The organism is Halovenus salina, assembly GCF_026410925.1.
GTDB classification, from domain to species: Archaea; Halobacteriota; Halobacteria; order Halobacteriales; family Haloarculaceae; genus Halovenus; species Halovenus salina.
In genome coordinates, this window is record NZ_CP112972.1 from 2,581,372 (window position 1) to 2,601,383 (window position 20,012).

Here is a 20,012-nt window from a genome sequence, read left to right on the forward strand (position 1 = left end):
GCCTTGAAAAGCTGTAACTACGACGGCAGTCTTTCTTCCAGATACTACAGTTTTCAAAGCGTATTCGATATATAGACGACTTACATCCCTAAAACCGAAGTCACTTCAAAAAACAATCCATTTGCAGTTGTATGGACGAAAAAGACATTCAGATACTGAAGTCAATCGAAGATCTGGAGACGACAAGCACCGACGCGGTGAGCGAGGCGACAGGGATTCCGATATCGACTGTCCACTACCGTCTCAACAACCTCCGCGAGAAGGGGGTCATCAAAAATGACCGCCTGGACCTCGACCTCGACGAACTCGGACTCGAGATTACTGTCCTCGTCGAGGTGTTCACCAAAAACGAACAGGACCACCGCAAGAGCGGCACGAAAATCGCCGACATCGAGGGAGTGACGAAGGTGTTTTTCACGATGGGGGAGACCGACTTCATGGCGCTCGCCCGCCTCCCGAACAGCGAGAGCGTCGAACGGCTCATCTCCGACTTCGAGGCACTGGAGGATGTCTCTCGGACCAACTCGACGTTCGTCATCTCGCGCGAACTCGACAGCCACTACCCCCTCCAGCAGTACGACGAGGAGACCCTCGTCACGGCACTCGCCGAGTAGTCACAGAATCTCGCGAACGTCGGCCGGCGACGACAGCACATAGGTGGGTTCGTGGTCTGGGTCTGCCGGCGGCTCCTCGTCGGGAACCCAGGCCGACTGCATCCCGGCGTTGTTCGCGCCGCCGATATCGCCCCGGAGCGAGTCGCCGACGTAGATACTCGTCTCCGGGACCGCCCCCAGTTCGCGGAGGACCGTCTCGAACGCGTCGGGGTCAGGCTTGCCAGCGACTTCGGTGTTCGGACCACAGACGACGACCGCGTCGAACAGCTCCGCGATGTCGAGTACGTCGAGTTTCGCCCGCTGTGTGTCGGGGTCGCCGTAGGTCAACATCCCGAGGTCGTCGTACCGCTCGCGGGCGTACTCGACGGCCTCGCGTGCGCCCTCGCGGAACTCCACGTCGGTCTCGTCGACGACATCCACCGTGACCTCGGCCAGCCTGCGGTACCCCTCGTGGTCGAGGTCGTCAGTCACTGCACGGTAGAGTTCCTCGTAGAACGCGCGGTCTGTGTCGACAGTCGGGATATCCGCAGGGTCGACATTCTGTACGTCCTCGACGGTAAACGGCGGCTCGATGCCGACGCGAGCGAACACCGTCTCGTGAATCTCCTCGTCGCTCTGGGTGTTCTCACAGAGGGTCGTATCGAGGTCAAACACCACAGTCTCGATCGCTGACATTGTTTGCTCTCCTCGCCTGGGATACAAAAACGAGACGAAACCGTCTTTCCCGGCTCAGGCCGGCGACGAGGGGTCAAGAAAGGCCAGCAGCTCGTCGGTCGTCCGTCCTGGCTGGGCCGCATGTGGCCAGTGGCCGCTCTCGGCAAACCGCCTGACACTGAGGGGTTCGACCACGGCGTGATGACGGTCAACAAGGCCGCTGTCGAGTACGGGGTCCCGCTCTCCCCAGACGAGGAGGGTCGGTAGGTCGACGCGTCGCTGGGGTGGCAACCCGCCGCGAAGCATCGAGGTGATGCCATCGACAACGGTGTCGCGCCCAATCGCACGGTAGTGATTCAGCGGCCCGGAGGAGTCGGTTCGTTCCATCGCTTTGCGAAACCGCTCTCTGTCACTCTCGGAGAGCGAACCCGCAGCGGACAGCTGTTCGAGGGCGCGTTCGACGAGCCGGTAGTCGTCGGCTTCGAGCAGTTGCTCGGGTAGCCAGGGGAGCTGGAAGAAGCCGACATACGACGAGCGCACGAGCTGGCCCGGCGACCGGAGCAGGCTCCGCCGATACACGTCGGGGTGAGGTGCGTTGAGGACGGCGAGCTGTGAGACCAGCTCGGGCTCGCGGACTGCACACTCCCAGGCGACGAGCCCGCCCCAGTCGTGGCCGACGACGGCCGCCTGTGTCGCGCCCCGGCTCTCGACGAGCCCACGAACGTCGGCGACGAGTTCTTCCATCCGGTAGCTGTCGAGGCCTGGCGGTGTCGACGAGTGATTGTATCCGCGCAGGTCCGGGGCAACGACGCGGTAGCCGGCGGCCGCGACTGCGTCGAGCTGTCGATGCCAGGTGTACCAACACTCTGGAAATCCGTGCAGGAGGACCACCAGCGGAGCGGCACCTGTTGGGTGGTCGACCGCATCCCGCGCCGGCGGGAGCGTCACGTAATGGAGCGCAACGTCGTTAACGTGGACAGTCTCGTGGTGCCAGTTCGGCGGATCCCCAGAGCGGGGGTTCGCCGCCCTGTCGTGGTGTTTATCTGTAGTCATGCATTATCTGACACATCTGTCCGTCGATGGACAGTAGTTCGGCCGCCAGCAGCAAAAAGTCGCCGCCGAGACGGCAAATGCGGCGACCTGTCAGAGAACCACCCGGAAACCTTTTGAATCCAGTCGTCTCTAGACGGAAACGAATGAGTAGCTCCGAGCCTGCGACAGTGCTCGTCGTGGACGACGAGCCTGACGTGGCGGACGCGTATGCGGCACAACTCAAGGGGGAGTATACCGTCTCGACAGCGTACGGCGGTCAGGAGGCACTCGACAAGATGGACGACGCGGTCGACGTGGTCTTGCTCGACCGCCGGATGCCGGGCATCTCCGGCGACGAAGTTCTCGAAAAGATACGGGAGCGAGAGATGCACGTCCGGGTTGCGATGGTGACGGCGGTCGATCCAGACTTCGATATCATCGAGATGCCGTTCGACGATTACGTCATCAAACCTGTCTCGCGTGACGACCTCTTCGAGACCATCGAACGCCTGCTCACCTGTTCGGAGTACGAGGAGCACCTGCGACGCTACTACGCACTGACCGCCAAGCACGCGACGTTAGTCGCGAACAAACCTGAGTCCGAACTGGCCGAAAGCGAAGCCTTCGACGAACTCGAAGAGCAGATGGACTCGATTCAGCAAGACCTCGACGAGACAATCTCGTCGTTCGACGACGCGGACTTCGAGGCCGCGTTCCGCGACCTGAACGACGAGTCCATGCTCGACCCGCCCGAGGAGTAACGCCGCTTTCTTTAATTTCCCCTACCGAAAACCATAACCTACACTTTTCCCTAGGCCGGTTCGATGAGTCAGCAACTACCGGACGTCCAAGCCGACAGTCCCGACGTTACCGTCGGGCTGAACCGGGTTGGCGTCACGGGTGTCGAGAAACTCGTGAAAGTCGCGCGACCCGAGAAGCGTCCTATCGTCCTCATGGCGGCGTTCGATGTCTACGTCGATCTCCCATCCTGGCGGAAAGGAGCAGACATGAGCCGGAACATGGAGGTCGTTGACGAGACGCTTGAAGATGCAGTCAGCGAGCCAACCTACCGCATCGAAGATGTCTGTGGTGACGTTGCCGAACGGCTGCTCGACAAACACGAGTACACGACGAAAACTGAGGTGCAGATGGAGGCCGAGTACATCGTCCGCGAGGAGACGCCGGCGACGGACCGGGAGACACAACACTCCGCGGATGTCACGGCGGCCGCGACCGCGACAGAGGACGGAACAACCGAGAAAATCGGTGTCACCGTCACGGGGATGACCGTCTGTCCCTGCTCGCAGGGAATGTCTGCGAGTCGCGCACGCGAGACGCTCGACACGCTCGGAGTCGACGACGAGACCGTCGAGCAGTTCCTCGACGAGGTACCCCAGCCGGGTCACTCCCAGCGCGGGCACGCGACGGTCACCATCGAGAGCCCGGGTGCACCCGAGGTCGACCTGCGCGAGCTTATCGACGTTGCCCGTGACTCGATGAGTGCACGCATCTACAACCTCGCCAAACGGCCCGACGAGGACTACATGACCTTCGACGCACACAGCGACGCCAAGTTCGTCGAGGACTGTGTCCGCGCGATGGCCGAGGGCGTCGTCACCGAGTTCCCCGACCTGCCCGACGAGGCCGTGGTGACGATGAAACAGTCGAACGACGAATCTATCCACCAGCACAACGCCCACGCCGAGCGCGTCGCCGAGTTCGGCCAGCTCAAACAGGAACTCGACAGCGACGAGTGAGGTTCTGCGTTCTCACAGCAGCGGCCTGAGACGCGTCTACTCGTCCATGCCGCCTTGGAGAAAGTCGACGACAGCCCCCGGAGTGGCATCGATGCCGCCGCCCTGTGCCGCCGCGGGACTGCCGCCACCGCCACCGCCGAACTCCTCTGTTACTTCATCGACAATAGCGCCGGCATCGAACCCCTCGGCGGCGGCGACCGCGACGAACGTCCGGCCGTCCTGTCCCGCGAGTGCGACCACGTCGGCGGCCTCACCCGCCATCTCCGTGGCCTTCTCGCTGAGGTCGTTCGGCCCCATCGCGTCGACGCTCCCAGCAAGCCACGTCCCACCTTCGCGCTCGACTACGTCATCCCGGAGGTCGTCGATGCGTCGCTCGGCGAGTTGGTCCTGGAGTTCTCCGCGCTCGGCTTCGAGCCGTTCGATATCGGACTGGAGGTCCCGGACGTACTCCGAGAGCCCAGCGAGATTTGTCCCGGCTGTGGCCGCCGCCTCGAAGGCCGCTGCTTTCTCTTCGATACGCCGCCCGATTGCCGGTTCGCCGACGGCGAACTCGACGCGGGTCATCCCCTCTCCAGGATTCGACCGCTCGATGACGGTAATCGGGCCAATCTCCTGTGTGTTCTCGACGTGGGTGCCGCCACAGGCCGCCACGTCCCACGGCTCGCTGCCGCCGACGGTTACCACCCGGACCGTGTCGCCGCCGAGTCCCTCCTCGGTTTTCGTATTAAACGCAATCCGCTCCATGTCGAGGGCCTCTGCCTCTGGGTAGCGTTCCCAGGTGACGGACCGAGACTCCCAGACCGCCTGGTTCGCCAGCCGTTCGAGTTCGAGGAGGACCTCGTCGTCGATTTCCGTCGAAGTCGTGAAATCGACTCGGACCTTCTCGGGAGAGATGTCGAATCCGCCGTAGCCGAGGTCGTCGAGCATCCGCCGACCAGCGCCGTAGACGACGTGACTGGCTGTATGTGCCCGCATGCAGTAGGTTCGAAAGGACTCGTCGACGTTCCCTGTCACGGTCTCGCCGACTGTCAGGTCCGACGCTTCGGCGAGTGTATGAACAACGCCGTTCTCGCCGTGTTGAACGTCGACGACCTCCTGGCCTGCGAGGGTCCCGCGGTCTGCGGGCTGGCCGCCGCCCTCTGGGTAGAAGTAGGTCTCGTCGAGGACAACCGCGCTGTCGGTGACCTGTTCGACGACCGCCTCAAACTGCGTCGTATATGGGTCGGCCGAAGCCTTCGTCTCAGTCATCGTTCCAGACCCAACGGCGGCCGCCCACATCAACGTCACGTTTGTTCGAACGGCTGTCACGAACCCACCGAGTCATGACTGCGACACCAGTTCCTCACACACCGTGTCGGCAATATCCTGTCGTGTTGTTTCGTCGGCACCCTCGGTACACCACTCCAGGGCGACAGTATCGTCTTCGTATCGAGGAATGATGTGGAGGTGAGCGTGAAAGACCTCTTGACCTGCGGCGACGCCGTTCGACTGGACGACGTTGTAGCCCCGGAGTGGACAGACGGATTCGAGGGCACCGGCGACGCGGTGAACCGTTCGGAACACGTCTCCGGCGAGCGATTCGGACATGTCGGTCATCGTCTCGTGGTGTGATTTCGGAACGACGAGTGTATGCCCACGAGTCGCAGGTTCGACGTCGAGAAAGGCGAGTGACTGCTCGTCTTCGTACAGTCGATACGCAGGTGATTCCTCGGCGACGATAGAACAGAAGACACAATCGGACATGGTTGGTCAATTCTCTGCACCGAACAAAACTCTACTGGCTGTCATCATAACGCACTCTGGGTCCGCCGAATCCGTCTGCCGTCTCGGAGACGACGTCTCTCACGAGCCGGTGACTCACTCTTGGGGCGACGAACCCACACGGGGCGGGACAGCACTTAATCGACCGACACGACGAGCGTCCGGCCGACCATATCGCCGAGTCGCTTCCCGTCGCCCCGGAGAAGGATGATAGCGACCGCGACCCCCCAGTAGCCGAGGCCGTCGACGAGTCGCAGCGCGTTCCGGACGAACGACGCGACGACCCCGATTTCGTGTCCGTCGTCCCGGCGGACGCCCAGACCGAACAGACGCTTTCCGACGGTCGTCCCAGTCTGCCACTCCAAAATAAAGTGATAGATGAACGCGACACCCATCAGAAGGACGAACACCCCACGGCGAGTCGGGCCGGGACTGACGACCTCGGCGACCGGCACACCAGCAGCGACCGTCGGGACGACACCGAGGACCGACACGATGGCCTGGTCACAGAGAAACGCGGGCGTTCGAGTGTGAAGTGGCGCTGGCTTGACCACGCGGGAAGATAGAACCTCACTCAGTTAGGGGCTCCGGCTGAACGATCAGATACCTTTTTGCCACGCTCGGCGAACGTATCTCTATGACAGAGACGACGGCCGAGAAGCTCAGAGCGGAACTGGAGGCAGTATTCGAGGAAGCATCCTATCCGGTCGAGGAACCGATGGAGTTGGCGTCGGTGCTCCCCGATGGACCGAGCACGACCTTTGAGGCGGACGACGTGAGCGTCGGCGTGATGGAGTTCGGCTCGGAGTACGCCGACTATCAGGAGTACCCCTACGAGTCAGCCGAGGCCCTCGTCGACGACCTGATGGCTGGCTTTCGTGAGGAAGGGCTGTTCGAGTAACCCATCTCACCGTCGTCGCCGGGCGACCCGTTTCTCTGCGGTCTCCTCGGTGACGAGTTCGTACAACAGCGCGCGGCCGCCGTCGGCCTTCGGCCGGAGAATCCGCCCGAGGCGCTGGGTAAACTCCCGCTGGCTCCCCGAGCCAGACAGGAGGACAGCGACGTTCGCGTCGGGTACGTCTACCCCCTCGTCGAGGACGTTCGCCGTGACGATACGGGAGTACGTTCCATCCCGGAACCGCTCTAACACCTCGCGGCGCTCGCTCGCGCCCGTCTCGTGAGTGATTGCCGGAAGCAGGAACCGCTCGGAGAGCCGGTAGACTAGCTCGGTGTGTGCGGTGAAGACGAGCACGCGGTCGTCGCTGTGGCGGTCGAGAATCTCGGTGAGTCGTTCTACTTTGCGCGCTGCGTTCATCATCACCTCGCGGGCGCGCTGTTTCGCCAGCAGCGCCTCTCGTGCCCGCGGGTCGGTTCCCGAGCGCTTGACGAGTTCCTGGTAGTCGCTGCCGCTCCGGAGTGTGATGTTCGACTCCGCGAGGTAGTCGGTGAAGGTAGACTGGTGGCGCTCGTAGACGTCCCGTTCTTCGGGCGTCAGCTCCACCTCGATGCGTTTGATGTCGTGCTCTGCGAGGTGTTCGCCCGCCAGCTCGTCGGCGGAGATGCGATAGACGAGCGCGCCGAGTAGCTCCTCGACGACTTCGTGTGCGCTGTCCGGGCGCTCGAAGGTTGCCGTCAGGCCGAGCCTGGCCGGCGCGGCGAGCAGGCGGGCGATGTCGCGGTACCCATCGCCGCCGAGGTGATGGACCTCGTCGAAGACGACCAACCCGAAGCGGTCGCCGAGTTCGTCCGCCCGGAGATACGCCGAGTCGTAGGTGGCAACGGTCACGTTCTCGACGCGTTGCTCGCCGCCGCCGAGACAACCGATTGGAGCGTCGAACTCGGCCTCCAGTTCGTCTTGCCACTGATTCAGCAGGTCGATTGTCGGGACGACTACCAGCGTCGGCGTTCCGAGGGCCTCGATTGCGCCGAGACCGATGACAGTCTTGCCGCTGCCGGTCGGCAGTTCGAGGACGCCGCGCTCGTCGGCCGACCGCCAGGTGTCGAGTGCCTCCTGCTGGTACTCACGGAGACGGTAGCTCGACGACAGCGCCAGCGTCGGCAGGTCGATGACCTCATCGACGACCGAGAACCCACTCGCCGAGAGGGCCTCCCGAACCGCAGCGTACCGGAAGGCGGGTGCACGGTAGCTCTCGGTCCGTGGGTCCGGGGCCACATCGGGAACCGACGCCAGCGCGTCCTCGACCTCGGCGTCGCCGGCGATGCGAATCGAGCCCTCCTCGAAGGCGAGTCTGACCGTCGTCACGGCCGGATAGACGGCGGCGACACACAAGAACGATGCCCCTCGGAGTGTTCATGGAAGACCTCTCAGTGAGAGCGGTCAGAACAGCAAGAAAGCCCCGAGTCGTTCACCGAGCGAGACGACGCAAGGACCGCAACGGAGTGAGGACCACAGCGAGTCGCAGCCGGTGAACGACTCGCCCCTTTCAGTCCCGCCCGAGTTCGCTTTCGAGGCCGGCTGGGGCTTTCTTCCTGTTTCACAGTCCATTAGCCAACACGCGAAACGAAACACCGCTCGGAAATTCCGGCACACGTTTTTTGCGCGTGCCGCCCTAACCCAGGGTATGGATACCGGAAAGATACTCCTCTGGCTGGTCTTGGGCGTGGTTGGCCTGGTCGTGCTCAACGTCGTCGTCTCGGCGGTGCTCGCGGCCATCGGCCTGCTCTGGGGGCTCATCACGACCACGGCGACGCTCGCAGTTGTCGGTGGCCTCCTGTACGGTGCGTATCGCCTGTATGGCTTGGTCAGCGGCAACGATACAGGGTCGTCGGTCAGCACGTCGCGAAACACGTCGTTCTCCCAGAACAGCGACTTCGGCGGGACCGGCAACTCGGTTGACGACGTTCAGACGCGGTACGCAAACGGCGAAATCTCCGAGGCAGAGCTCGAACGCGAACTCGAACGCGAGATGGACGACGACAGCGACTTCGACAGCATCGACCGCGAACTCCAGCGCGAACGGAGCTCGTAACTCAGCCGAGCGGGTCGAACGACGGCTGGAACAGGTATGGTTTCTCGACTCGTTCCGTATCGAGCTCGGATGTGAGCCGTGGCTCGAGTTCTGTCTGCACGGTCTCAAGTGCCGACACATCGCCTGATAGCGCCGCGTCGATGCCCGGAAGCGACAGCGGCGGGGCCCGGAACAGCCACTTGCGGTACGGCGGAAACCGGTTTTCGAGGACGTAGGTGAGCGCGACGAACTGCTCGACGGCTGCGGCCGTGGCACACTGTGCAACACGCTCGTCGCCGCGCTCGACGGCTTTCTGTGCGTCGAAGGTGTTCCCGGTGGCGTAGAACCATCCGGCGTACAGCTTCTCGGTCCGGACCTCCGGCGGGTACTCGCTGTGGTCGTCGAGCAACTCCGCGACCCCTGCTCGGTCGTAGAGGACCTCCGCGTTGGCGTACATATAGCGGTCGGTGTCGTCCTCCCAGCCGTCGAGTTTCGCGTCGAGGTCGTCCCGGTCGAGCGTCGTCCACTCGACGTGGATACCATCGACCGAGCGCTCGTCTCCCTGCTCGGGACCGACAACAGTAAGGTCGACATCCGAGTTCTCGTCGGCGTAGCCCGTCGCGGTCGAACCGATGAGAAGGACCGCGTCCACGTCCCCGCGCTCGGCCAACTCTTCGCTGACCGACCGTGCGACCGCTCGGCGTTGTTTCAGCGGTGTCATGTTTGCCAAGACCTGGCCATCCAAGGTTACTGTTCCGATTTCTCACTCTGGCAACACGAACAGCCCTTCGCGCGTGTCGATGACACTGACCGTTTCGGCGTCGGGGTCAAGGTAGTCGGGCCGGGCGACCGTCTTCGTCTCGTAGGTGTCCGGATGGAGCACCTGCACGGCGTGTTCGTCGGTTACCGCCACCAGCGTCGTCTCCTCGCCGTCGTCGGCCGTTCCAAGCCGGTCAGCATCGGGTGCGTCGCCGTCCTCGTAGTTTGCTTCGTAGTGCTCACCCGAGGTCAGACGCGTCCCCTTGAGGTTGCCTTTGACACTCTCGACGAGCACCGCGCCATCGTCGTCGGGAGCGATGACCTCACCCGGGCGATAGGGTGGCAGGTGGACGGCGTAGGTGACCCGGTAGACCTCGTTGCCGTCGGCGTCTTCGGTGACGAGTGTCTCGTAATCGCTGTAGGAACCGCCGAACTCCCGGACGATGCGTCGGGCGACCTGCTCGCCGAGACGGTTGGTCGACAGCTTGATATCGAGCCCGCCGGCAACCTCCAAGACCTCGGTGACAAAGGCCTCGCGGTCGCCCTTGTCTTCGAGTTCGTCCACCAGTTCGTGTGCAATCTCCGTGGCGCGGTCGGTCTCTTCCCCGCTGGGGTCTCGGTCCGTCGAGCGGACCTGGACGACACTGGCGTAGGAGCCGCCGGCGATACGACCACACCGGTCGCAGGTCTCCCGGCTGAGTTTGACCGGGACCACGACTTCCTCGGCAACCGGCGTCTCCCGGAGCACGCCAGAGAACTGGCAGTGCATCCGGATGGTCGTCTGGTCGACCTGTTCGGGAGCGACCTGCCAGGAGATGCTCGTCGCGTCGATGTGGACCGACAGCGCCTCGGTGACGGCGTCGATCGCGATATCGGTGTAGTCCTCCGCGCCGACATCGACCCAGCGGTTGCCACGATGGACCGCGCCACACTGCGAACAGACACGGACCTGGACACGGTCGGGGGCGTCGACGAGGTCGTACTCGTCGATGTAGCAGGCGTCACAGAGCGCGCTGTCGACCCCCTCGCGGGAGAGTGTTTCCTCGCGCTCGATGGTGTCGCCACACCGTGGGCAGAACTCGCCGGAGCCGCTCATTATCAGCCGGTATGCCGCTGTCGCACGTAAGTCCCGCGTTTCGCCCCTCACAAATCTCGGCCACGGCCAAGTCACCAACATCTTGGTGAAATATACACGTCGATAGCGCTCTGACTAACAGTTGTGATGAGGAAATCAACGCTCGTCTCGAACACAACAGCAACGGTCACAACGAATCCAGGTGGTCACAGATGAGTAATGACGCGAGCCAACTGAGCCGGTGGACGCCGGTCATCTTCCGGGTCGTTGCAGTGGTACTCACCTTGTATCCGGCCGTCAGGAAGTTCACCGAGTACGCCGCACGCGTGGATGCCTTCGAGGAATACGGGCTCCCGTTCCCGGAGCTGGCGGTGCCGTTTACGGGAGTCGTCGAACTCGTCGCCATCGTATTGATTGGGTTCGGTATCGCCGGCCGCCTCGGCGCAGTCGGGCTCGGCGTCGGGATGGTGGTTGCAATCGCCGCGGCCGGTCCGAACCCGTTTAGCGTCTTGGTTTTGGTGTCGTCTGTCGGTATCGCGGTCCTCGGAACCGGTCCGTACTCTGCCTGGGACCCGACGCTGCGTGACTTGTTCGGACGGCTGTCGGGCCGTGACCGAGTCGCTGCCGCCGTCGAGGAGTGAGCGACACGTTTAGTTACGACCCTGTCGAATCCAGGCTGTGAACGACGACGAGGCCGAGACGGCTCGTGAGGCCGACGACGTGGGTACGGGAGCGTCACCACAGGGCGATTCCGAGGAGGACCCCGCCCCGCATATTGAGGAGGCACTCGAAACACTCCCCGACGGGAGCAAACTCCGCGGTGAGGTCGTCGCGGTCGAACGGGTGGGTTCGTCTGCGGTACCCGAGGACGTTCCGTACGAGGTTGCCGGTGACGCGCTCGCGCTCACCCTCGACATCGACCACCTCGAGGGCGAGGCGACGACGTACTTCGCCTGGCCCGACGCCGGGGCCGACGACCGCCTCGAACGACTCCTGTGGCTGCGTGAGTTCGGCCCCGACCAGGTCACTGATTTTCAGGGAGCGCAGATGCTGCTCACAGTGGAGAACGGTCACGTCGTCCCGGTACTACCGGAGACGAAGCCACGAGGCGACGAGCGTGCCTACGTCGGCATCCTGGTCGGATTGCTCCCAAGTCTGCTTATCTTTTTAAGTGGACTGTTCGGGGCCGGCGACGCCCTCTTTACACAGGCATTCGTCGGCGTCTGGGCGGCTGGGACGTTTCTCGTTTTGCCGGTCTCGCTGTATCTCGACGCCTGGCATCTACGGACGACGATGGACTGGCGAGGCCGGCCGCTGCTGTGGGCCGGGCTCTCTGTGATTCCGGCTGTGAACGTGATGGCTGTCTCCGCCTACCTCGTCTTGCGACAATCTGCGGACCCGCTGACCTGACTGCTCACGCGCGGGCGGAAGGAGACAGATAGTGTGCGAGTTCGTGGCCGAATCGCTCGGCCAGCGTTGCTACCTCGTCGCCGGCGAGCACCTCGTAGCCGTCTTCGATGGCTGACTCAATGTGGACGCCCAGAGCAACATCAAGCAACGCATCGCTCTCGACGAACGACTTTGCGGTCGTGAACTCTCGTTCGCGCTCGACGACATACCGGTCGTCCTCGATGAACGGTCCGTAGGCGTCGCCGTCGGCGTACCCCTCGTAGAACCGCCGCGCGTGAGCCTGGACGTGGACAGGTGGTCCGGTGTGGCGCTCGATTGCGGGGCGTTCGGCGACCGCAAGCTCGAACAGCAGGACAACCTCCTCGTCGTCGGCGAATGCGTCCGTCCGGAAGATGTCGAACCCGCGACGCACGAGCTCGTCGGCGATACCTTCCCGTGACCGCTCTAGCTGGGGCCACAGCTGGTCCTCGACGATATCGGGGCGGCTGACCCGGAGTGCGAGCGGCGTCGTCCCACGGGCCACGAACCCCTCCTGTACCTCGGCCGCCGAGAGGGGGTCGACCTCGGCGGGCGAAAACAGCTCCTCGCGAGGGTCTGCAAGCAGTTCCCGTGCGAAGTGCTGAAAGCGGGCGACGTTCTCCCGCGAGAGGACGGCGGCGACGTTTCGCTCTGGGTCGGTGGGGTCGATGACGACCACCGGGTCAGCGAACGACGCCGTCCCGTGGTCGGCGGGGTCGAACCGGACTGGTGGGTTCCAGTCCGCGGCGGCCTCGACGAGCCCGCGAAAGCCGTCGTGTTCGAGGACGAGCAACTCTGTCAGGTAGCCCGAGAATCCTTTGGTCCGCAGGTCGCTGCCGTAGACGCCGATGCCACGCATGAACTGCTTGCAGACGCGCACGTCGCTTGCCAGCGCGGGCGTCATCCGTTTGCGGAGGTATATTGTATGGAAGGGTGTCCGGTCGACCGAGGACTGAATCTCGCTCGCGGCGTCGACGGCATAACACGGCACGAGGTCCACGTCGAAGCCGTCGAGTTCGCCGACGACGTAGGGGTGTTCGGCGAACTCCTCGCGGCCGTCGGGGAGGACGCTGTGGCCGACATCGAGCCCGTATCGCTCCAGTTCGTCGGTGTCGAGTGAGGGCGGAAAACAGACGAAGAGGTCGATATCCCGCTCGCCGGCGAGCCAGGTGCCTCTCGCGGTCGACCCGACCTGCATCACCTCGGCGTCGACGGGAAACTCCGAGAGTGCGTCTCTTGTTCGCTCGGTGAGCCGCTCGACGGCCTCCTCCATCGCCTGACGCTCGGGGGCGTCGGGCTCGACCCGTCCGGCGACACTCGTGACCACCGCATCGAACCTGTCCTCCTCGCTCATACAGGGCCGTTGCCGACAAGTACGTGAAAGCGTGTCGATGCCGGGTCGAAGCGAAACGCCTATTTTATTCATGCCTGTACGAGGTAGTGGGCCGCCGTAGCTCAGATGGTAGAGCACCACGCTGTTAACGTGGTTGTCCCAGGTTCGAGTCCTGGCGGCGGCGCTTTCTTCCACGAACTGACGACGAGCACCGCGAGTCGTCCGTGAGTGGTGAAAGCGTGACCCGACAGACTCGGGCAGACGAGTCGCAGCCCCGGAATGGCCGAACGGAGTGAGGCCACGTGCCCGGAACGTCTCGGCGAGTTCGAGTCCTGGCGGCGGCGCTTTCTCATACAGATACTATGACAGTCGGTCGAATCCGCGTTCGAGGTCGCGGATAATATCGTCGGTCGCTTCGATACCGACAGACATCCGCACGAGCCCCTCGGAGATATCCATCGCCTCGCGTTTCTCGTCGGTGAGGTAGGCGTGGGTCATCCCCGGCACGGACGCAATGATGGACTCGACGCCGCCGAGACTGACAGCCAGCTGTATCTCTTCGAGGTGTCCGAGCACTGTCGCCGCCGCCTCGCGGCCGCCGTCAATCTCGAACGAGAGCATCCCGCCGAAGCCGCTCATCTGCTCGCGTGCGAGGTCGTGTTGTGGATGACTTGGAAGACCGGGGTAGTGGACGGCCTCAACCGCCGAATGAGAGTCGAGAAACCCCGCGACAGCGAGGGCGTTTTGCTCGTGGCGTTCCATCCGTGCGGGGAGGGTCTTCAGCCCGCGGAGGACCATGTAGGAGTCGAACGCCGAGAGCACGGAGCCGGTGCCGTACTTCTGGACGAACTCGGCGCGCTCGGCGAAGTCGTCGTCGCGGGTGACGATGGCCCCGCCCAGCGAGTCCGAGTGGCCGTTGATGTACTTGGTCGTGCTGTGGACGACAACGTCTGCCCCGAGGTCGAGCGGTCGCTGGAAGTACGGGCTGGCGAAGGTGTTGTCGACACAGAGCGTGGCGTCGGCCTTGTCGGCGACCTCGGCGATTGCGCCGATATCACAGAGTCGCATCAGCGGGTTGGTCGGGCTTTCGACCCAGACCAGCGCCGTCTCGTCGGTGACTGCGTCGGCGACGGCTGCCGTCGAGGTCGCGTCGACGTACTCGACATCGAGGTCGAAGGATTCCGCGTAGATGTCGTCGAAGAGCTTGCGGGTGCCGCCGTAGAGATACTGGAAGGCGACGACGTGGTCGCCGGGCTCGAGCAGCGTCATCGCGGTCGTCCCGATGGCACCCATCCCCGACGAGAGCGCGAGCGCATGGCTCCCGCCGGAGAGCGAGGCGAGCTGTGATTCGAGCGCAGCTCGCGTCGGCGTCCCGTCCCGGGCGTAGGTGAACTCCGGGTAGTCACTCACCTGCTCTTGGGTGTACGTCGAGGCCAGGTGAATCGGTGTGACGATGTCGCCGGTCGTCGGTTGGCCCGTCTGTTCGTCTCCCGAGACTGCCTGCGTGTCGAACTGCCGTGGTATGTCATCCATAGGTCGTGTTTCAGGGGCTTTCGTCCTCTCTGGTGAGTCCGCGTCGCATACAGGTAGCGGTGTCGGGACAGACCTCGGTGAACTGTGTGGTCTCCCGAATCGACCCCGGAGCGGCCGCGCGGTCGACTCGCTCGAAGCCGAGTCCTCGAAAAAAGTCGGCGGCCGTCGTCGTGAGCAAGAACAGTTCGTCGATGCCCTCGTCACGCGCACGGTCGAAAAGTGCCTCGGTCAGCGCAGTCCCGTACCCCCGGCCGCGGGCCGACTCCTCGATAGCGACCGAGCGAAGGAGGGCGACCGTCCCATAGCGTTCGATACCGCCGACGCCGACGCGGTCACCGTCGACCGTACAGACATATAACTGTACCACTGAGGGGTCCGCAGTTGGGAGGTCGTTCTCGGCCAGCAACGACTCGGCGTAGCGAGTGTCCGCTGTCTCCGCCGCCCGCAGATTGATATTGTCTGGCATACAATCGCAGGGGGACGCCGTCGGTATAATCGTGTCCACCGCGAGCCTTTTGACGTCGCCCACAGAACACGGCGATATGGAGACACTCACGCTAGGGCCGTCGGGAACGTACTCCCACCGAGCGGCGCGTGCCGTCGCCGACGACACGGAGATCGAGTTCACCGAATCTGTGACCGGTATCATCGAGGCAGTCGCACGAGAAGAGACAGCCCGCGGGGTTGTTCCGGTCGAGAACAGCATCGAGGGGGCGGTAACCGAGTCACTCGATGCCTTCGCTGAGTACGACGTGTCGGTCGTCCAAGAGATTGTAACGCCGATACGCCACGCGTTGCTCGCACAGGGCGAGACGTTCGAGGTGGTAGCCAGCCACGCCCAGGCGCTTGCGCAGTGTCGATCCTTCCTAGAGACGAACTACCCCGACGCCGATCTCGAAGCCGTTGCCAGCACCGCCCGCGGCGTCGAGCGGGCACGCGAGGATAACGCGGTCGCGGCCATCGGCCACCCCGACAACGCGGGTGGCTCGCTGACGGCACTCGCCGAAGACATCCAGACCCGCGATTCGAACGCCACGCGGTTTCTGGTCGTCGCCCCAAGCGCCGAGCAGTCCCGTGCCGGGAGCAAGACCTCACTCATCGTCTACCCCAACCGGGACTATCCGGGCCTTCTGCTGGAGCTACTCGACCCGTTTGCCGAGCGGGATATCAACCTCACGCGGGTCGAATCCCGTCCCAGCGGCGAGCGACTCGGGGATTACGTCTTCCATATCGACGTTGCCGCGGGGCTCTACGAGAGTCGAACCGCCGAAGCGTTGTCGGTCGTCGAAGAACTCGCCGAGGCCGGCTGGGTCCGACGGCTCGGCTCGTACGACACAGAGACCGTCGTCTGATACGTCACCTCCGTCTGACGGTGGGTGAGAAGAGACTGTTGCACTGTGCAGTTTCTCAGTTGTCAACAGTCCCGGCCGGCCGCCGCGGTCGATTCGACTCCGCCGTTTCATCAGCAGTCTGGAGCCGAACAGTCACCACCGAGCCGCGTGGCTCGTTTGATCCGAACTCGATGACGCCGTCCATTGCAGTGACGAGCCAGTAGGTGAGCCACAAGCCGAGACTGCTGCCGTGTTCGAGCTGTGACTCGGCGGTCTTGTCGAGGATTTCGACTTCCTCGGGTGGGATTCCGGGACCGTTGTCGGCGACGATGAGCAGAGCTTCGTCGCCGTCTTCGGCGGCGGTTATCTCGACGACCGGCTGCTCGCTGTCGTTGTGTTCCAGTGCGTTCTCGACGACGTTTCGAACCACCGTTTCGAGCGTTTCTCGGCCGGCCGCACGGACGAAAAGATGCGCAGGTCCATCGTAGCGAATCTCGGCGTCGGGAAACTCCTGACGGTACCGCTGGGCTGTCCTCTCGAGTGTCGTAACGAGGTCGATTGCGAGCAGCGACTTGCCGTCAATCTGTAGCGACTCTTGAATGTGGCGTGCCTTCTCACTGACGTCGTTGAGGCGATTTGCGGCATCCTGCAGGCGTTCGAGTGACTCGTGAGCCTGTCCGTCGAGGTCTGACCTGTCGAGTTGGTCGGCAACGCCGAGGACGATGTTGAGTTCGTTTCTGAGGTTGTGACGCAGGACACGGTTGGTGACGCTCAGCCGCTGTTGGTGTTCTTTGAGCTCGGTCACCTCGCGCATCACAACTGCATGCCCGGCAGGGTCGTCGCGCTGATCACACAGCACCGAGTACCGGACAGTGTACATCTGCGGGTTCGGTTTGTCAGTCGCCAACACCGTTCCGTTGAGGTCATCCAACGACGAGTCGAACAAGGCGTCGGCGGACATCCCGGCTGCGATTTTGGTGTCAAGGATGCGTTCTGCGTGGTCGTTCGCTTCTACGACACGGCGCTCGTCGTCGAAGACGAGTACGCCATCGGCAAACAGGTCCGGAACGCTCCGGTACGCTGCCGGCGTGAGGCCAATAAGCTCGTACCGGAACAGTGCCAGCGCGAACGCTGCCCCCGACAGTGCCAGCGACGAGGAGGTGAGGTCGAGTGGCGGCAGCGGCCCCACGCCGAGGTTGAACATGATGTTGAGCGCCGTCGGAGCGACCCCGCCGAACAACATCAAAAGCGCCTGTCGCCGGTACAGCGGACGGGAGTTGAGTGCGACGCCCGCGAATATCCCCCAGGCGATGACGATGAGCAGATAGGAGTAGCCCAGATTGAGCCACAGCAACGGTCCGTTTACCCCATCCAGTGTGGTGACCCCAGCCACCTCTCTGAGCGCGGTCGAGTCCCAGAACAGTTTGTGCGCCGAATTAGTAAATACTCCTAACACGGTCACGACCGGCACGACACAGAGCCCGCCGTAGAACTTCCATGACTGCCATCGGTCGTGGCCCGCGTACCGCAACGCCAGGACGAAGTACGCCACCGGAACCAGCGACGCACCCGGGAAGAGGAGCTTACTCCAGAATCGCACCTGCTCGAGCGTATCGAAACCGAGACTGATTGCCTCGGGCACTGTCCACAGCGTTCCGAAAAACATCAGCGCCGCAAGCGGCAATGCTACTGGGTCCGGTCGCTTCCGAAGTGCGACCACACCGATACTGGTACAGAGCACAGCCGCGGTCAACACGACTGCCGACACAACCGACACCGTCCACCCCATCAGACCAGGTATAACGTTAGCTCCTATTTACATATCACGGCCGAACTGACCGAGTGAGTCGCTCGTGTGGCCCTTGTGATTAGTGTACTTAAACCGCCACTGTGTGATACTGAATAACATGTGTTATCCCCAGACACAGCGACTCTCTACACTCGTAACAGTAATCTTTATATAGAAGCACATTCAATCTTCGAGTGATTATGTCTCAGCAGATGGGCAACCAGCCCCTCATCGTTCTCTCGGAAGAGAGCCAGCGAACCTCAGGCAAGGACGCACAGTCGATGAACATCACGGCAGGGACCGCCGTCGCCGAGTCCGTACGGACAACACTCGGACCGAAAGGCATGGACAAGATGCTCGTTGACTCCTCAGGGAGTGTCGTCGTCACGAACGACGGCGTCACCATTCTTGACGAGATGGACATCGAGCACCCGGCGGCCAACATGGTCGTCGAGGTCGCCCAGACCCAGGAGGACGAGGTCGGCGACGGCACGACCACGGCGGTCGTCATCGCCGGTGAGCTTCTCTCCGAGGCCGAGAACCTTCTCGACCAGGACATCCACGCCACCATCCTCGCACAGGGCTACCGCCAGGCCGCCGAGGAGGCAAAAGAGATCGTCGAGGACATCGCTATCGAGGTCGACGAGGACGACACCGACGTTCTCGAAAGCGTCGCCCGCACCGCCATGACCGGCAAGGGCGCAGAAAGCGCCAAAGACCACCTCGCCGAACTCGTCGTCCGCGCCGTCCAGTCGGTCGCTGACGAGGAGAGTGTCGACACGGACAACGTCCAGATCGAGACCGTCGTCGGCTCCTCAATCGACGAGTCCACCCTTGTCGAGGGCGTCATCGTGGGCAAAGACCGCGTCCACGAGAACATGCCCAAGTTCAAGCAGGACGCCGACATCGCCCTCATCGACACGGCCATCGAAGTCCCCGAGACCGAACTCGACACCGAGGTCAACGTCTCCGACCCCGACCAGCTCCAGGAGTTCCTCGACCAGGAAGAAGAGCAGCTCCGCGAGCTCGTCGACAACATCGTCGCCTCCGGTGCTGACGTCGTCTTCTGCCAGAAAGGCATCGACGACATGGCACAGCACTACCTCGCCGAGGAGGGCATCCTCGCCGTGCGCCGTGCCAAGAAGTCCGACATCAGCGCACTCGCCCGCTCGACGGGCGCCCGCATCATCTCGAACATCGAAGACATCTCCGAGGACGACCTCGGCTTCGCCGGCTCTGTCACCGAGAAAGAGCTCGCTGGCGACGAGAAAATATTCGTCGAAGACGTCGACGACGCCCGCGCAGTCTCGCTCATCCTGCAGGGCGGTACCGACCACGTCGTCGACGAAGTCGAACGCGCTATCGAAGACTCGCTCGGTGTCGTCGCCGCGACCCTGGAGGACGGCAAGGTCGTCCCCGGTGCCGGCGCGCCCGAGACCGAACTCTCGCTGCAGCTGCGTGACTTCGCCGACAGTGTCGGCGGCCGCGAGCAGCTCGCAATCGAGGCCTTCGCCGACGCTATCGACGTCATCCCCCGCACGCTCGCCGAGAACGCTGGGCTGGACCCAATCGACTCGCTCGTCGAGCTCCGCAGCGAGCACGACAGCGACAACACCAGCTACGGTCTCAACGCCGACACCGGCTCCGTCGACGACATGAGCGACGTTGCAGTCGAGCCGCTGCGCGTCAAGACCCAGGCAATCGAGTCCGCGACCGAAGCCGCCGTGATGCTGCTGCGCATCGACGACGTCATCGCTGCTGGCGACCTCAAGGGTGGCCAGGGCGACGATGACGACGACGAGCCCGCTGGCGGCCCCGGTGCCGGTGGCATGGGCGGCATGGGCGGCATGGGCGGCATGGGCGGCATGGGCGGCGCGATGTAAGTTCGGCCACACACCCTGCGCTGTCATCTGCCGACCGACGTACCGATTCCACGAATTGTCTACGTGATTTTTTCATTTTTGACCGTTCACCAGC

Annotated in this window: 21 protein-coding genes and 1 tRNA gene; 10 read left to right on the top strand and 12 right to left on the bottom strand. The window is 63.3% G+C overall.

Annotated elements, in window-relative coordinates:
• Window positions 1-131: 131 nt before the first annotated feature.
• Window positions 132-614, top strand: a complete 483-nt coding sequence (locus OSC37_RS12950; protein WP_267161858.1) for an Lrp/AsnC family transcriptional regulator — start codon at window positions 132-134, stop codon at window positions 612-614.
• On the opposite strand, the gene OSC37_RS12955 is transcribed toward OSC37_RS12950, so the two are convergent.
• On the bottom strand, window positions 615-1,289 hold the full coding sequence (locus OSC37_RS12955; RefSeq protein WP_267161859.1) for an HAD family hydrolase: 675 nt from the start codon (window positions 1,287-1,289) through the stop codon (window positions 615-617).
• A gap of 54 nt (window positions 1,290-1,343) precedes the next feature.
• Window positions 1,344-2,321, bottom strand: a complete 978-nt coding sequence (locus tag OSC37_RS12960; RefSeq protein WP_267161860.1) for an alpha/beta fold hydrolase — start codon at window positions 2,319-2,321, stop codon at window positions 1,344-1,346.
• A gap of 143 nt (window positions 2,322-2,464) precedes the next feature.
• Here OSC37_RS12960 and OSC37_RS12965 point away from each other — a divergent pair, with 143 nt between their 5' ends.
• Together OSC37_RS12965 and mptA are read left to right on the top strand one after the other, a co-directional pair.
• Complete coding sequence (locus OSC37_RS12965) at window positions 2,465-3,061, top strand: HalX domain-containing protein (protein WP_267161861.1); 597 nt, start codon at window positions 2,465-2,467, stop codon at window positions 3,059-3,061.
• Between the two features lie 63 nt (window positions 3,062-3,124).
• Complete coding sequence (gene mptA / locus OSC37_RS12970; protein WP_267161862.1) at window positions 3,125-4,057, top strand: GTP cyclohydrolase MptA; 933 nt, start codon at window positions 3,125-3,127, stop codon at window positions 4,055-4,057.
• Between the two features lie 36 nt (window positions 4,058-4,093).
• Here mptA and OSC37_RS12975 read toward each other — a convergent pair whose 3' ends face one another.
• The 3 genes from OSC37_RS12975 to OSC37_RS12985 all read right to left on the bottom strand — a co-directional run bounded on the left by OSC37_RS12975 (window position 4,094) and on the right by OSC37_RS12985 (window position 6,372).
• Window positions 4,094-5,305, bottom strand: coding sequence for an alanyl-tRNA editing protein (locus OSC37_RS12975; protein WP_267161863.1), 1,212 nt, complete (start codon window positions 5,303-5,305; stop codon window positions 4,094-4,096).
• Window positions 5,306-5,377: 72 nt separating this feature from the next.
• Complete coding sequence (locus tag OSC37_RS12980; protein ID WP_267161864.1) at window positions 5,378-5,800, bottom strand: HIT family protein; 423 nt, start codon at window positions 5,798-5,800, stop codon at window positions 5,378-5,380.
• A gap of 155 nt (window positions 5,801-5,955) precedes the next feature.
• The gene (locus OSC37_RS12985; RefSeq protein WP_267161865.1) at window positions 5,956-6,372 is read right to left on the bottom strand and encodes an RDD family protein; all 417 of its coding nucleotides are present in this window, start codon (window positions 6,370-6,372) and stop codon (window positions 5,956-5,958) included.
• An 83-nt stretch (window positions 6,373-6,455) separates the two neighbouring features.
• On the opposite strand from OSC37_RS12985, the gene OSC37_RS12990 reads away from it, so the two are divergent.
• On the top strand, window positions 6,456-6,719 hold the full coding sequence (locus tag OSC37_RS12990; protein ID WP_267161866.1) for an MTH865 family protein: 264 nt from the start codon (window positions 6,456-6,458) through the stop codon (window positions 6,717-6,719).
• Between the two features lie 6 nt (window positions 6,720-6,725).
• On the opposite strand, the gene OSC37_RS12995 is transcribed toward OSC37_RS12990, so the two are convergent.
• Complete coding sequence (locus tag OSC37_RS12995) at window positions 6,726-8,081, bottom strand: DEAD/DEAH box helicase (RefSeq protein ID WP_267161867.1); 1,356 nt, start codon at window positions 8,079-8,081, stop codon at window positions 6,726-6,728.
• A gap of 319 nt (window positions 8,082-8,400) precedes the next feature.
• Here OSC37_RS12995 and OSC37_RS13000 point away from each other — a divergent pair, with 319 nt between their 5' ends.
• The gene (locus tag OSC37_RS13000; RefSeq protein ID WP_267161868.1) at window positions 8,401-8,808 is read left to right on the top strand and encodes a hypothetical protein; all 408 of its coding nucleotides are present in this window, start codon (window positions 8,401-8,403) and stop codon (window positions 8,806-8,808) included.
• Window position 8,809: 1 nt separating this feature from the next.
• On the opposite strand, the gene OSC37_RS13005 is transcribed toward OSC37_RS13000, so the two are convergent.
• Window positions 8,810-9,508, bottom strand: a complete 699-nt coding sequence (locus OSC37_RS13005) for a DUF4037 domain-containing protein (protein ID WP_267161869.1) — start codon at window positions 9,506-9,508, stop codon at window positions 8,810-8,812.
• A gap of 42 nt (window positions 9,509-9,550) precedes the next feature.
• Window positions 9,551-10,642 carry a 60S ribosomal export protein NMD3 gene (locus tag OSC37_RS13010; protein WP_267161870.1) on the bottom strand — a complete coding sequence of 364 codons (1,092 nt, stop codon included), beginning with the start codon at window positions 10,640-10,642 and terminating at the stop codon, window positions 9,551-9,553.
• Between the two features lie 191 nt (window positions 10,643-10,833).
• Here OSC37_RS13010 and OSC37_RS13015 point away from each other — a divergent pair, with 191 nt between their 5' ends.
• Both OSC37_RS13015 and OSC37_RS13020 read left to right on the top strand, forming a co-directional pair.
• A complete protein-coding gene (locus tag OSC37_RS13015; RefSeq protein WP_267161871.1) occupies window positions 10,834-11,262 on the top strand; it encodes a DoxX family protein in 429 nt (142 codons plus the stop codon).
• A 37-nt stretch (window positions 11,263-11,299) separates the two neighbouring features.
• Window positions 11,300-12,031, top strand: coding sequence for a hypothetical protein (locus OSC37_RS13020; RefSeq protein ID WP_267161872.1), 732 nt, complete (start codon window positions 11,300-11,302; stop codon window positions 12,029-12,031).
• A gap of 4 nt (window positions 12,032-12,035) precedes the next feature.
• On the opposite strand, the gene cca is transcribed toward OSC37_RS13020, so the two are convergent.
• Window positions 12,036-13,403, bottom strand: coding sequence for a CCA tRNA nucleotidyltransferase (gene cca, locus OSC37_RS13025; protein ID WP_267161873.1), 1,368 nt, complete (start codon window positions 13,401-13,403; stop codon window positions 12,036-12,038).
• Between the two features lie 90 nt (window positions 13,404-13,493).
• Between cca and OSC37_RS13030 the strand changes: the two genes are divergently transcribed.
• Window positions 13,494-13,566: transfer RNA gene (locus tag OSC37_RS13030), tRNA-Asn, on the top strand.
• A gap of 176 nt (window positions 13,567-13,742) precedes the next feature.
• Here OSC37_RS13030 and OSC37_RS13035 read toward each other — a convergent pair.
• Both OSC37_RS13035 and arsN2 read right to left on the bottom strand, forming a co-directional pair.
• Window positions 13,743-14,915 (bottom strand): trans-sulfuration enzyme family protein, encoded by a 1,173-nt coding sequence (locus tag OSC37_RS13035; RefSeq protein ID WP_267161874.1) that lies wholly within the window; start codon window positions 14,913-14,915, stop codon window positions 13,743-13,745.
• 10 nt (window positions 14,916-14,925) lie between these two features.
• Window positions 14,926-15,381 (bottom strand): arsenic resistance N-acetyltransferase ArsN2, encoded by a 456-nt coding sequence (arsN2, locus tag OSC37_RS13040; RefSeq protein ID WP_267161875.1) that lies wholly within the window; start codon window positions 15,379-15,381, stop codon window positions 14,926-14,928.
• A 76-nt stretch (window positions 15,382-15,457) separates the two neighbouring features.
• Here arsN2 and pheA point away from each other — a divergent pair, with 76 nt between their 5' ends.
• Window positions 15,458-16,267, top strand: a complete 810-nt coding sequence (gene pheA / locus OSC37_RS13045; RefSeq protein ID WP_267161876.1) for a prephenate dehydratase — start codon at window positions 15,458-15,460, stop codon at window positions 16,265-16,267.
• Between the two features lie 55 nt (window positions 16,268-16,322).
• Here the strand turns inward: pheA and OSC37_RS13050 are convergent, their stop codons facing one another.
• The gene (locus OSC37_RS13050; protein WP_267161877.1) at window positions 16,323-18,035 is read right to left on the bottom strand and encodes a sensor histidine kinase; all 1,713 of its coding nucleotides are present in this window, start codon (window positions 18,033-18,035) and stop codon (window positions 16,323-16,325) included.
• Between the two features lie 212 nt (window positions 18,036-18,247).
• Between OSC37_RS13050 and thsA the strand changes: the two genes are divergently transcribed.
• The gene (thsA, locus tag OSC37_RS13055; protein WP_267161878.1) at window positions 18,248-19,918 is read left to right on the top strand and encodes a thermosome subunit alpha; all 1,671 of its coding nucleotides are present in this window, start codon (window positions 18,248-18,250) and stop codon (window positions 19,916-19,918) included.
• Window positions 19,919-20,012: the final 94 nt, after the last annotated feature.